The organism is Chloroflexota bacterium (assembly GCA_035652535.1).
Classification (GTDB): domain Bacteria; phylum Chloroflexota; class UBA6077; order UBA6077; family SHYK01; genus DASRDP01.
This window is the reverse complement of the sequence record DASRDP010000006.1, coordinates 18,140-30,418: the sequence shown is the minus strand read 5'-3', so window position 1 is coordinate 30,418 and position 12,279 is coordinate 18,140. Positions and strand designations below refer to the sequence as shown.

Below are 12,279 nucleotides of genomic sequence, written 5' to 3'. Positions count from 1 at the left end.
CCGTGATGGGCGCTGGAGGAACGGGATGGCGGATGTTCCAGCCGCTGCGGGTGCATGCCGCGGCGACCCATCGCCACTCGGAACGGGTGTCTTTATGCGGCGTGGGCGGAGATAACGTGGTTGCCTTGGGTGAACTCCGGGTTAACAGGAGCCGGACCGTGCATAATAGTGACCACCACCATGATGCGTGACGAAATCCGGACCATCGTCGCCGAGGCCGTGCGGCGCGCTCAGGCGGACGAGCAGCTTCCCGCCGTCGGGGTTCCCGAGATCGCCATCGAGCGGCCGGCCAACCCTGGCCACGGCGACTATGCGTCGTCCCTGGCGCTGCGCATGGCGCGCGCCGCGCGGCTTCCGCCCATGACGATCGCGAGCACGGTTGCCACCCACGTCACGCTGCCGCCATCGGTCGCCTCGGTGCGGGTCGAGCCACCGGGCTTCATGAACTTCTTCCTCTCGTCCGACTGGCTCACCTCCCAGGTCGATGCGATTCTGGCCGAGGGCCCGCGGTACGGGGCCATTGATCTGGGCAGGAAGCAGCGGGTGCTCGTCGAGTACGTGAGCGCCAACCCGACGGGGCCGTTGCACGTGGGGACCGGACGCGGCGCCGCGTTGGGGGACAGCCTCGCGCGTGTCCTCACATGGGCCGGCTACGACGTGAGCCGCGAGTACTACGTGAACGACGCCGGATCGCGCATGGAGGCGTTCAACGGCAGCGTCTTCGCCCGGTACGCGCAACACTTTGGCTTGAACGTTCCCATTCCAGAAGATGGGTACCCTGGCGATTACGTGCGGGATCTGGCCGCGGCCATCGCCAGCACAGACGGGCGACGGTTTCTGGAGATGGAGCGCCAGCAGGCCGAGGCGGAGATCGGGCGGAAGGGAATGGACCTCATCCTGGGCCAGATCCGCGAAGACCTGGAGCGGCTCAACGTTCGGTTCGATCGGTGGTTTTCCGAGCAGTCGCTGTACGACGACGGCGCGGTCGACCGGGCGATCGAGGCGCTACGCGAGCGCGGGTACGTCACCGAGCGCGAGGGAGCCATCTGGTTCACCTCGTCGGCGCTGGGCGACGACAAGGACAACGTGCTGGTCCGCAGCAATGGGCTGCCGACCTACTTCGCCTCCGACGTCGCCTATCACTACGACAAGCTCTTGGGCCGCAAGTTCGATCTGGCCATCGATATTTGGGGCGCCGACCATCAGGGGCACGTTCCGCGGATGAAGGCCGTGGTATCGGCGATTGGCGACGATCCCTCGCGTCTCGTCGTGCTCATCTACCAGCTCGTGAACCTCGTTCGGCAGGGTCGGCCGGTCGCCATGGGGAAGCGCACGGGGACGTTCGTCACGCTGCGGGAAGTGCTCGACGAGGTCGGGCCGGACGCCGTGCGCTTCTTTCTCGTGGGCCGCTCGGCGGACGCGATGATGGATTTCGACCTCGATCTTGCCAAGGCCCAGTCCGACGTCAACCCCGTCTACTATGTGCAGTACGCGCACGCGCGCATCGCGAGCATCATGCGTCGGGCCGCGGATGTCGATTTCGTCGATGGCGACGTGCGCCGCCTCGAGCACCCGGCGGAGCTGGCGCTGATCCGCAAGATGCTCGCCTTCCCGGAGATCGTGGCGGACGCAGCCAGCTCCATGGCACCGCACTCCTTGCCCCATTACGCGCAGGAGCTGGCGACCAGCTTCCACGCCTTTTACGACGAATGCCGAGTGATCGGGGAGGACGAGGCGCTGATGAAGGCGCGCCTGAAGCTGGTCGGCGCCTGTAAGGTGATGTTGGCCACGACGTTGGATCTCATTGGCGTCAGCGCGCCCGACGAGATGTAGGCGTCGTGTACAATTGCGCCCGGAGGGGTCGCATAGTCTGGTCTAGTGCGGCCGACTCGAAATCGGCTGAGCCGCAAGGCTCCGGGGGTTCAAATCCCTCCCCCTCCGCCGGCGCGGCTCGGGCCAGATGAGCCGCACATCGGGGATTAGCGCAGCCTGGTAGCGCGCTTCGTTCGGGACGAAGAGGTCGGCAGTTCAAATCTGCCATCCCCGACCACAGACAAACCGAGTCGCTAGACCGCGCCGGTTTGCTTGCCGCGGCCGCCTTTCGCATCCGGCGCACCTTCATCCACCTCTGGTCGCTCGTTCATCTTCGCCGCGTTCCAGAGCCGGTCCAGCTTCTCGAGGCCCAGCTCTTCCGGGCGCACTCCCGCCTGCCGGCACTGGGCCTCGATCCAAGCGAATCGACGGATGAACTTCTCGTTGGCTTCCTGCAAGGCAAGCTCTGCCGAAAAGCCGAGCCGCCGGCCGAGGTTCACCAGCGCAAAGAGCACGTCGCCCAGCTCCTCCCGCTGGTGGTCGAGCGTCGCGGCGGCCGCGAGCTCGTCGATCTCCTCGTGCGCTTTGGCCGTCACGCCGCTGATGTCCGGCCAATCGAAGCCGACCTCCGCGACGCGCTGCTGAATCGCATCGGCGCGCTCGAGGGCCGGCATCGCCGCCGGGATGCCGTCGAGGATCGAACCTTCCTCTTCGCGAGCGCTAGATCGCGCGCTCATGCGGCTTTCGCCGGCGTTGCGAGAACGTGGCGCGCGATCGCTCGCGTCGGTCATCGCCGCTCCCGTCGCGGTGTGGGTCACGGTAGCTCACTCCAGCTATGATAGTGGCATTCACCAGACGTTCTCGGGAGGCATTCGTGCGTGATTTCGCGCGGCGCGCCCTCGACGTCGCGACCTTGCGAGGCGCGACGTACGCCGACGTGCGCATCGATGAGCGGCGCGTCGAGTCCATCGGCGTCAAGAACGGCGTCGTCGAAGCGCTCCTGTCCGAGGAAGGCCAGGGTTTCGGTGTGCGCGTCCTCGCCGATGGCGCGTGGGGCTTCGCCGCCAGCGCCGTATTGAGCGCGACAGAGGTGGATCGCATCGCCGCGCTGGCCGTGGAGATCGCCCGGGCCAGCGCGCTCGCCAAGCGAAGCGACGTGGATCTCGGCCCGCCGGTCGTCTCCCGCGGCTCCTATCGAACTCCTGTGGAGCAAGACCCCTTCTCCATCCCCGTCGACGCCAAGGTTGCGCTTCTCCTTCAGGCGGATGCCGAGATGCGCCGGGTCGCGGGCGTGTCGGTCGCGGAGGGGTCGCTCGAATGCCAGCGCGTGCGCAAGATCTTCGCGAGCACCGAGGGCAGCGACGTGGAGCAGGAGCTGGTGGAGACGGGCGCCGGCATCGTTGCGATGGCGGTCGGTGATGGCGAGGTGCAGACTCGCTCGTTTCCCAATAGCTTCGGACGGCACCAGGGGTGCGGCGGTTGGGAGCTGGTGCAGCGCATGCGGCTCGTGGAGAACGCCCCTCGCATCGCCGAGGAGGCGGTAGCGCTCCTTTCAGCCCCCCAGTGTCCCTCCGACGTGACCACGGTGATCATCGATCCGACCCAGATGGCGCTCCAAGTCCACGAATCGTGCGGACACGCGGTGGAGCTGGACCGCGTGCTCGGGATGGAAGCGGCCTACGCCGGCACCAGCTTCCTCACTCCCGATCGAATTGGCTTCCAGTATGGCTCCGAGCACGTGACCATCGTCGCGGATGCGACGGTCCCCGGTGGAATGGGTACGTTCGGCTGGGACGACGAGGGTGTCCCGGCCACGGTCACCCCAATCGTCGACCACGGCCGTTTCGTCGATTACCTCACGTCGCGCGAAACGGCGGCGCGCTTCGGGAAGCCGAGCAACGGCACGGTCCGTGCGCAGGACTGGAGCCGTTTGCCCATCATTCGCATGACGAACATCAATCTCCTTCCCGGCCCATGGGCGCTCGACGATTTGATCGCGGACACCGACCGCGGCCTCTACCTGTCGACGAATCGGAGCTGGAGCATCGACGACAAGCGGCTGAACTTCCAATTCGGCACCGAAGCCGCGTGGGAGATCGTGGGGGGAAAGCTGGGACGACTGTACCGAAACGCCACCTACGGCGGTATCACCCCAGAGTTCTGGCGCTCGTGCGACGCGGTGTGCCGCGAATGGCAGATGTGGGGCGTGACGAACTGCGGCAAGGGTCAGCCCTCCCAGGCCATGCACGTCGGGCACGGGGCCGCCGCCTCGCGATTCCGGGGCGTTCGGGTGGGAATCGCGTGAGCACACGGATGGACTGGAATGCTTGGTGAGGACCGCCTCCAACGGATAGCAGCCTCGGCCATCGATTCGTCGGCGGCGAATGAGACCGAAGTCGTCATCACTTCCCAGGAGAGCGCCCTCACCCGCTTCGCCAATTCGACCGTTCACCAGAACGTTTGGGACTCAACGGTGGAGATTCGGGTGCGCGCCATCGTCGGCTTGCGAACCGGCGTCGCATCCACAAACCAGCTCGACGATCGCGCGATCGTCGCGACGGTGGCTCGCGCGGTGGACGCGGCGCGCTTTGCCCCGGAGGATCCGGAGTTCCGCGGACTCCCCAAACCGCGGCCGATCCCTCCCGCTCTTGCCTTTTCGTCGGCGACCGCGGACTACTCGCCCGAGCGCCGCGCCCGTGATGTGAAGGCGATCTGCGATTGCGCCCTGGCACACGGGCTGAACGCGTCCGGCGCGTGGAGCACTGAGACGATGGAGATCGCGGTGGCGAATTCCCACGGCGTGTGGGCCTATGCGCCACGCACCCACGCGTCCCTGAAATCGGTGATCATGGGAGAGGACAGCTCGGGATACGCGGAGCGAACGGGGGTCGATGCGAGCGCCATCGACGTCGATGCTGTCGCGCAGGAGGCTGTTGCGAAGGCGCTTCAGAGCCGCGCCCCAGTCCCGCTCGATCCGGGCGCGTACCGCGTCGTGCTGGAGCCTTACGCGGTCGGCACAATGATCGATTACCTCGCGTACATGGGCCTGGGCGCCCTGGCGGTCCAGGAGGGCCGCAGCTTCATGAACGGCCACTTCGGCGAGCGGATCGTGGGCGAGAACATTAGCCTGTGGGATGACGGCATCGACCCGACGGGCGTCCCGATCCCCTTCGATTTCGAGGGCGTCCCCAAGAGGCGCGTGGACTTTTTCGAGCGGGGGATCGCGCGGGGTGTCGTATACGACACGTACACCGCGGGCAAGGAGGGCAAAGAGTCCACGGGGCACGCCCTCCCTGCGCCCAACACGTACGGACCTGTCCCGCTCAATATGTTCCTCGCGACAGGGGACGCGGACCAGGCGTCGCTGCTCCGAGGGATCGACCGGGGCATCTGGGTCACGCGATTCCACTACGTCAATGTCGTGCACCCGACTCGGACCATCCTGACGGGGATGACGCGCGACGGCACCTTCCTCATCGAGAATGGGGAGATCTCGCAACCCATCCGCAATCTTCGCTTCACGCAGAGCGTCCTCGCGGCCTTGTCATGCGTGGAGACGATCGGCCGCGAAGCGGTGATGCTGCAGGATGAGGCGGGCGGCACGCGGGTGCCCGCGCTTCGGATCGCGGAGTTCCACTTCTCAAGTGCGACACAGTTTTGACGACGGCGCGCCAACGTCTCGCCGCGCAAGGTACGCTTGACGCCATGGATCGCTCTGCCCTGGAAGAGCGACTCGGCGTTCGGTTTCGGGACGGCTCGCTCCTCGATCTGGCACTGACCCACAAGTCCGCTGTAAACGAGGGGCTGAGCGCCGCCGACAACGAGCGCCTCGAGTTCCTGGGCGACGCCGTGCTTGGCGCGGCCGTGGCTGATCTCCTCTACCGTTCGTTCCCGGAGGAGCCGGAAGGCTCGCTGACCAACATGCGCGCCACGCTGGTCCGGCAGTCCAGTCTCGCGGCCTGGGGGCGGAGCCTGGGCCTGGCGGCCCACATCAGGATGGGACGTGGTGAGGAGGAGCGAGGGGGGCGGGAGCGCGACGCCCTGCTCGCCAGCGTGCTGGAGGCGGTGATCGGCGCCGTCTACGTCGATCTGGGCTACGCGGCTGCCGTGGCGGTGATCCGTCCGTTCGTGGAACGGGCGATTCCGGGACTCTCACCGTCTCGGCGCGCTCTCGATCCCAAGTCCGAGCTGCAATTTCGGATTCAAGCGCGCCGGGGCGCCCTCCCCGCCTACGTCGTTTTGCAGGTGGAAGGGCCGGAGCACCGACCGCGGTTCACCGTCCAGGTCTCCACCGACGATGGAATTTCCGCTATTGGCTCGGGCTCGTCCAAGCAAGCGGCCGAGCAGCAGGCCGCCGCGCGAGCGCTCGAGATGCTGGAAGAATCCGCGTCGTGACCTCCCTCTCCTTTGCGGGTTCCAGGTCCGTGCTCGGAAGTCGTTCGTGTTCCTGAAGCAGCTGGAGATGACCGGCTTCAAGAGCTTCGCGCAGACCGTGCGCATCGAGCTGGGCCCCGGTCTGACCGCGATCGTCGGGCCGAACGGAAGCGGGAAGAGCAACATCGTAGACGCAGTCCGCTGGGTTCTTGGCGAGCAGAGCGCGCGAGCCATCAGGGGAACCAAGAGCGAGGACGTCATCTTTGCCGGCAGCGCGATGCGCCGCCCGCTTGGGATGGCCGAGGTTACCCTGGTCCTCGACAATACCGACCGCCGCGTGGCGATCGACCTCGCCGAGATCTCGGCTGCTCGACGGCTTTATCGCTCCGGCGAAACCGAGTACCTGTTGAACCGCCGGCGGACGCGGCTTCGCGACGTGCTGGACGTCGCGGGTCAGGCCGGACTAGGACCGGACTCCTATTGCGTGGTGGGCCAGGGCGCCATCGACCAGCTCGCGCTTCAGCGGCCGCAGGAGCGCCGGGCCCTCATCGCCGACGCCGCGGACATCCGGCGCTTTGAAGCGCGGCTAGCGGAGATCGAGAGCGATCTCCTCCAAACGCAGCAGAACGCGCTTCGCATCTCCGCCGTCACGGCCGAAGTTCGGCCGCAGCTCGACCGTTTGCGGGTGCAAGCGGACCGGGCCCAGCGGCATCGCGACGTTCGGGACGAGGTGGAGCAGCTCGCCGTCGCATGGTACGGGCGCGCGCTGCCCGAGGGCAGAGAGCGGCTGGCGGAGGCAGAGCGCCGCGGTCGCGCGCTCAGCGCGCGGGCCGAGGAGCTGCGTGCGACCCTGGGCGAGATCGATCGACGACGCGCGGCCCTTCACGGCGAGGCGGCGGCCGCTCGTCAACGCATGGCAGCGGCCAGCGTCGCGCTTCAGGACCATCGCGCCCGACGAGAGAAGGAGCGCCTGGAGCGGGCGGCCGTGGCCGAGCGGCTCCAGAGCGTGGAGACTCGGTCCAGTGCGCTCCGCCTCGAGCTGGCCGACGCGGAAGCGGAGCACGCCGCCGCGAAGGCTGCCTTGGAGCGCAGCAGCGCCTCGCTGAAAGACTCGCAGACGGCGACGCCAGTGGCGGCCGACGACCACGATGTGCGCGAGGCCCGCGCCTACCTCGATGAGGCTCGCTCCCTTGCATCCAGGGTGCAGGCGGCCGCGCAGCGCAGCCAAGCTGCGCTGGTGGCGATCGAACGGGAAGACTTCCAGCTTCGTGCGCGACTCGAAGGCCTGGCGGCATCGGCGGGACAGCGCGCCGAAGCGGAGGAGCGACAGGCTGCGCTCATCGCGGCCATCGGCGAGGCGGACGCGCGCAGGCAGGCGTTGGAGCTTGACCTGGCGGCCGTCGAAGAGAGGATCGCCCGCGCTCGGATCGACGCTGCGCGCGATGCCGCGAAGCGCGAGAGCGCCGGCGCGGCCCTCCGAGAGGCGCGGCGGGCGCTCGACGGCCTGTTGGGGGAAGAGCGGGCCATTGCAGGCCTCAACACGGCGCCGCGCGGATCCAGCGCCCGTCTGCTCTCTGCCGTCGTCGACGTGCCGCTCCGGTATCGCCGCGCCATCGCGGCGGCCCTCGGGACCGCTGCTCAGTACCAGGTGGTCGCTGCGAAGGACACGGCCTGGTTCGTCGATGACGGGCAGCGCGGACCCGACGTCGAACCGGTCCTGGTGCCGGATTCTGCGACGAACGAGCCAGCCGATGGGGATGACTTCCGAGCCTGGGTGGCGCGCATCATTGGCGACGCGCAGCCGTACGAGCTCGCGATTGACCTCGTCACGGCGCGCGGCGCGAATGCGTTCGTCCGGCGGTATCTGGGCACGACGATCGTCGTTGCTTCCCTTGCGGAAGCTCGGTCTGTGGCCCAGCGCCTGCGCGAGGCGGTCTCAGCGGGAGCGCCTCGCGTGCCGTTCCACGTCGCGAGTGCGGACGGGCACTGTCTCGGCGCGGACGGCGAGCACCGCGTCGGCCTGCGCGCCGCCGACGATCGCGCCGTAGAGCTGGAGGAGCGCAAGTCCGCGCTGGCCATCCGGATCGCGGATGCCCGCCGACAGGTGGCTGCTCTGGAGGAGGAGTTTCGCGCGACCTCGGAGGCCGGCGCCGCCACCCGAGAGGCGATGGGCACGGAGGAAGCGGAGCGCGTTCGGATAGTGGCCCGGGTGAAGGAGATCGAAGGAGGGTTGACGAGCCTGCGTGGGCAGCTGGACGCCGAGAGCAAACGGCTGGCCCGCCTCGATCCGTCGGGCGCATCTGCGGAGATCGAGGGGCGCATCGCGGCGAACGCGAAGCGGGCGGCGGCCACTCGGGCCGAGCTGGAAGGGATCCTCGCCGATCTTCGGGATCGCGAGGCGGCGGTGGGTCGCGCTGAAGAAGGACTTCGCGCGGCGATGGATCGCCACGCGACCGCGTCCGTGGAGCGAGCCCTCGCGGAGGAACGCCTGGCCCGCATGGTCGACGCCGTGCAGCGGGATTCGCGCGAGGTCGATCGACTGGCAGCGCGCATCCAGACGCTGCAGTCGGAATTGACCCGACTTGATCGCGAGGGCGAAGTGCTCCGCCTGCGCCTTGACGGCCTCAACGATTCCATTGCCGCGTGGGATGCGAAGGTGGCCGCGGAGGAAGCCAACCTGGCGGCGGAGTCCCAGGCCGCAGCCGCGAACGTGGAGGCTGCCGAAGCAACCGCCCGCGAATTCGAATCGGTGCAGACAGAGCTTGCAGATGCCCGCGCCGAGCAGGCCAGCGCTGGCGCAGATGCGGAGCACGCGCGGGGAATCGTTGCTCGGCTCGAGGCAGAGGCGAGCGGCGTCGCGGAGGCGCTCGGAGTCGACGCGGTCGCCGTCCTGCAGGGGACGTCACGGCGGCCTGACCTCGGCGCGCTCGACTCGGACACGCTCGAACGGCGCCTGCTGCGCGCGCAACGCGAGCTCCGCAGCATCGGGTCGGTGGACTACGGCGTGCTGGCCGAGTATGCCGTCGTGCGGGATCGCTATCAGTTCCTGACCGAGCAGCTCGAGGATCTCAATCGGGCGGAAGCGGCTATTCGTGAGGGGATGGCGGAAGCCCGCCAGCAGATGCGGGACCGCTTCGCGCGCGCGTTCGACGAGACGAACCTGCGGTTCAAAGAGATGTTTCGTGAGCTGTTCCGCGGTGGCGACGCCGAGCTGCTCTTGATTGGCGACCCGGAGAGCACGCAGTGCGGCATCGACATCGCCGCGCAGCCGCCGGGAAAGCGCCAGCACCGAATGGCCACGCTGTCCGGGGGCGAGCGCTCCCTCGTTGGGGCCGCGCTCCTCCTGGCCCTTATCAGCGTCAACCCGAGCCCATTCTGTATGCTTGATGAAGTCGATGCCGCGCTGGATGAGACCAATGTGCAGCGGTTCGTCTCGTCGATCCGCGACATGTCACAGTCCACGCAATTCATCCTCGTCACACACAACCGCGCGACGATGGAGATGGCGGACGCCCTCTACGGGGTTACGATGACCCCGGGCGCGATCTCGCAAGTGGTTTCGATTCGGCTCGAAGCCGCGATCCCATAGGGCGCGCATGCACAATGGCGGCCGCGGGTCGGCTCTCCGGCGGGGCGACCGGCAGTGGCGCGCGAGGAGACCGTGTTTCGCAGAATTTTTCGCAGGGAAGAGAAGGATCCGAAGCTCGAGGCGGGCGTCCGAAAGACGCGGTCCAGCTTTTTCGGGCGCATCGCCGTCCTCCTTCGGCGCACCGAGGTCACGGAGGACGTTTGGGATGAGCTGGAGGAGCTGCTCATCGGAGCTGATGTCGGTGCGGCCACGACCGACGTTCTCCTCCAGGAGATGCGGGGCCGATTCCGACGGGGCGAGTTCCGCACGGGGGACCAGCTCAACGAAGCGCTCCAGGAGCGGCTCGTCGAGCTGCTCCGAACGGACACCGCCAGCCTGCCCCTCCTGAGCGAGGGGCTCACCGTCGTCCTGATGATCGGTGTGAATGGCGTCGGCAAGACGACGACGATCGCGAAGCTCGGGCACTACTGGCGCGGCGAGGGTCGCCGCGTCATGCTCGCGGCAGGCGACACCTTTCGCGCTGCCGGGATCGAGCAGCTCGAGGTGTGGGCCGACCGGATTCAGATTCCATGTGTCGGGGCGCAGCCCGGCGCTGACCCGGCCGCCGTGGTGTACGACGGCATCGCCGCGGCCACGGCCCGGGGTTTCGACACCTTGATTGTGGATACGGCGGGTCGACTCCATACGAAGACGAATCTCATGGAGGAGCTGAAGAAGGTGCGTCGCGTGGTGGATCGTCACAACGTGCCTGCGCGCTCGCTCCTGGTCCTCGACGCGACCACAGGCCAGAATGCCGTATTGCAGGCGCGAGCATTCGCCCAGGCGGCCGGGCTGGACGGAATCGTGGTCACGAAGCTGGACGGGACCGCCAAAGGGGGCGTGTTGTTCTCAATCGTTCGCGAGCTGGGCGCGCCCGTTCGCTTCATCGGAACGGGCGAGCGCGTCGACGATCTGAGCCCCTTTGACCCAGAGGCGTTCGTCGCATCGCTCTTCGCGGTCGACGCGGTGGATGTGGACCAGTGACGCCGCGTCGCCTCGGACCCGCGTGGGAGGCACACAATGTTTGACAGCCTGTCTGAGAAGCTCCAGGCCGTATTCGATCAGCTCGGACGGAAGGGCAAGCTCGGCGAGAAAGACGTCGACGAGGCGCTGAGGCAGGTCCGACTGGCGCTCCTCGAAGCCGACGTGAACTTTCGGGTCGTGCGGGACTTCGTGGCCCGCGTGAAGGAGCGCGCCATCGGCGCCGAGGTGCTCCAGAGCCTGTCCCCGGCTCAGCAGGTCGTCAAGATCGTGCACGAGCAGCTGATCGAGCTGCTGGGTGAGCCCGCGCGCCTCTCTCACGCTTCGGCGCCTCCGACCGTCATCATGCTCGTTGGCCTGCAGGGATCGGGAAAGACCACGACCGCTGCGAAGCTCGCGGTCCTGCTCCGCAAACAGGGGAACCAGCCGCTGCTCGTCGCAGCGGATCCCTATCGTCCCGCCGCCATCAGCCAGCTTCAGATTCTCGGCAAGCAGACCGAAATTCCCGTCTTCACACAGGCTGGCGCGTCCCCGCCCGACGTCTGCACGGCCGCGCTCCGCGAGGCGCGGAGTCTCGGCCAGAACCCGGTCATCCTCGATACGGCAGGGCGGCTGCACGTGGACGACGAGCTGATGGACGAGCTGGCGGAGATCAAGCGGCGCACTCCGCCCACCGAGGTACTCCTCGTCGCCGACGCGATGACCGGCCAGGACGCGGTCAAGGTTGCGGAGGAGTTTCAGCAACGGGTCGGACTTACCGGCCTGATCCTCACGAAGCTCGACGGGGACACGCGCGGCGGTGCCGCGCTCTCGGTCCGCCAGGTAACGGGCGTGCCGATCAAGTTCGTGGGCGTCGGCGAGCGGACGGATGCGCTCGAGCAATTCCACCCGGACCGCATGGCGTCGCGGATTCTCGGCATGGGCGACGTGCTTTCCCTCATCGAGCGGGCGCAGGAAACATTCGACCAGCAACGCGTCCAAGAGCTGCAAAAGAAGATGCGGGCGGCCACCTTCGACCTCGAAGATTTCCTGGAGCAAATGCGCCAGCTGAAGCGAATGGGACCGCTCAGCCAAATCATGGAGATGATTCCCGGCATGTCTCGCCTCATGAAGCAGGCCGGGGACGCCTCGTTGAACGAGTCCGACTTGAAGCAGATCGAGGCGATCATCCTCTCGATGACGCCGGACGAACGGCATCATCCAGAGATCATCGGCGGCAGCCGGCGCCGCCGCATCGCTCGCGGGAGCGGAATGACGCCCGCGGACGTGAACCAGCTCCTTGGACAGTTCCGCCAGGCGCAGCAGATGATGAAGGCGATGGCCGGGGGGAAGCTCCCGAAGAACATCGCCGGACTCTTTCGATAGCGAACGAATTCTGATATAGTTCACCGGTCTCCACACAGTCCGCTTCACGTCGCCGGGTTTGTCCCTCTTACCCTGGCGGTGCGCGCCCTGTGCAGCGATCTGACTGACGCGCTCCCTGA

Annotated in this window: 8 protein-coding genes and 2 tRNA genes; 9 read left to right on the top strand and 1 reads right to left on the bottom strand. The window is 67.5% G+C overall.

The features are described from left to right. The first annotated feature begins 180 nt into the window (after window positions 1–180). The 3 genes from argS (at window position 181) to VFC51_00940 (ending at window position 2,050) form a co-directional block, all read left to right on the top strand. A complete protein-coding gene (gene argS / locus VFC51_00950) occupies window positions 181–1,833 on the top strand; it encodes an arginine--tRNA ligase (GenBank protein HZT05573.1) in 1,653 nt (550 codons plus the stop codon). A 21-nt stretch (window positions 1,834–1,854) separates the two neighbouring features. Next, window positions 1,855–1,941 (top strand) — tRNA-Ser (locus tag VFC51_00945). A 32-nt stretch (window positions 1,942–1,973) separates the two neighbouring features. Next, window positions 1,974–2,050: transfer RNA gene (locus VFC51_00940), tRNA-Pro, on the top strand. A gap of 16 nt (window positions 2,051–2,066) precedes the next feature. Here the strand turns inward: VFC51_00940 and VFC51_00935 are convergent. After that, window positions 2,067–2,549: a MazG nucleotide pyrophosphohydrolase domain-containing protein gene (locus VFC51_00935; protein HZT05572.1), complete on the bottom strand. Its 483-nt coding sequence runs from the start codon at window positions 2,547–2,549 to the stop codon at window positions 2,067–2,069. Window positions 2,550–2,686: 137 nt separating this feature from the next. Here VFC51_00935 and VFC51_00930 point away from each other — a divergent pair, with 137 nt between their 5' ends. The 6 genes from VFC51_00930 (at window position 2,687) to ffh (ending at window position 12,160) form a co-directional block, all read left to right on the top strand. Then, window positions 2,687–4,117, top strand: coding sequence for a TldD/PmbA family protein (locus VFC51_00930; protein HZT05571.1), 1,431 nt, complete (start codon window positions 2,687–2,689; stop codon window positions 4,115–4,117). Window positions 4,118–4,135: 18 nt separating this feature from the next. Further along, window positions 4,136–5,473 carry a TldD/PmbA family protein gene (locus tag VFC51_00925; protein HZT05570.1) on the top strand — a complete coding sequence of 446 codons (1,338 nt, stop codon included), beginning with the start codon at window positions 4,136–4,138 and terminating at the stop codon, window positions 5,471–5,473. Window positions 5,474–5,517: 44 nt separating this feature from the next. Further along, entirely contained in the window at window positions 5,518–6,207 is a 690-nt protein-coding gene (gene rnc / locus VFC51_00920; protein HZT05569.1) for a ribonuclease III, read from the top strand. Between the two features lie 46 nt (window positions 6,208–6,253). Then, on the top strand, window positions 6,254–9,775 hold the full coding sequence (gene smc, locus VFC51_00915) for a chromosome segregation protein SMC (GenBank protein HZT05568.1): 3,522 nt from the start codon (window positions 6,254–6,256) through the stop codon (window positions 9,773–9,775). A gap of 72 nt (window positions 9,776–9,847) precedes the next feature. Beyond that, window positions 9,848–10,798 (top strand): signal recognition particle-docking protein FtsY, encoded by a 951-nt coding sequence (gene ftsY, locus VFC51_00910; GenBank protein HZT05567.1) that lies wholly within the window; start codon window positions 9,848–9,850, stop codon window positions 10,796–10,798. A 36-nt stretch (window positions 10,799–10,834) separates the two neighbouring features. Beyond that, on the top strand, window positions 10,835–12,160 hold the full coding sequence (ffh, locus tag VFC51_00905) for a signal recognition particle protein (GenBank protein ID HZT05566.1): 1,326 nt from the start codon (window positions 10,835–10,837) through the stop codon (window positions 12,158–12,160). Window positions 12,161–12,279: the final 119 nt, after the last annotated feature.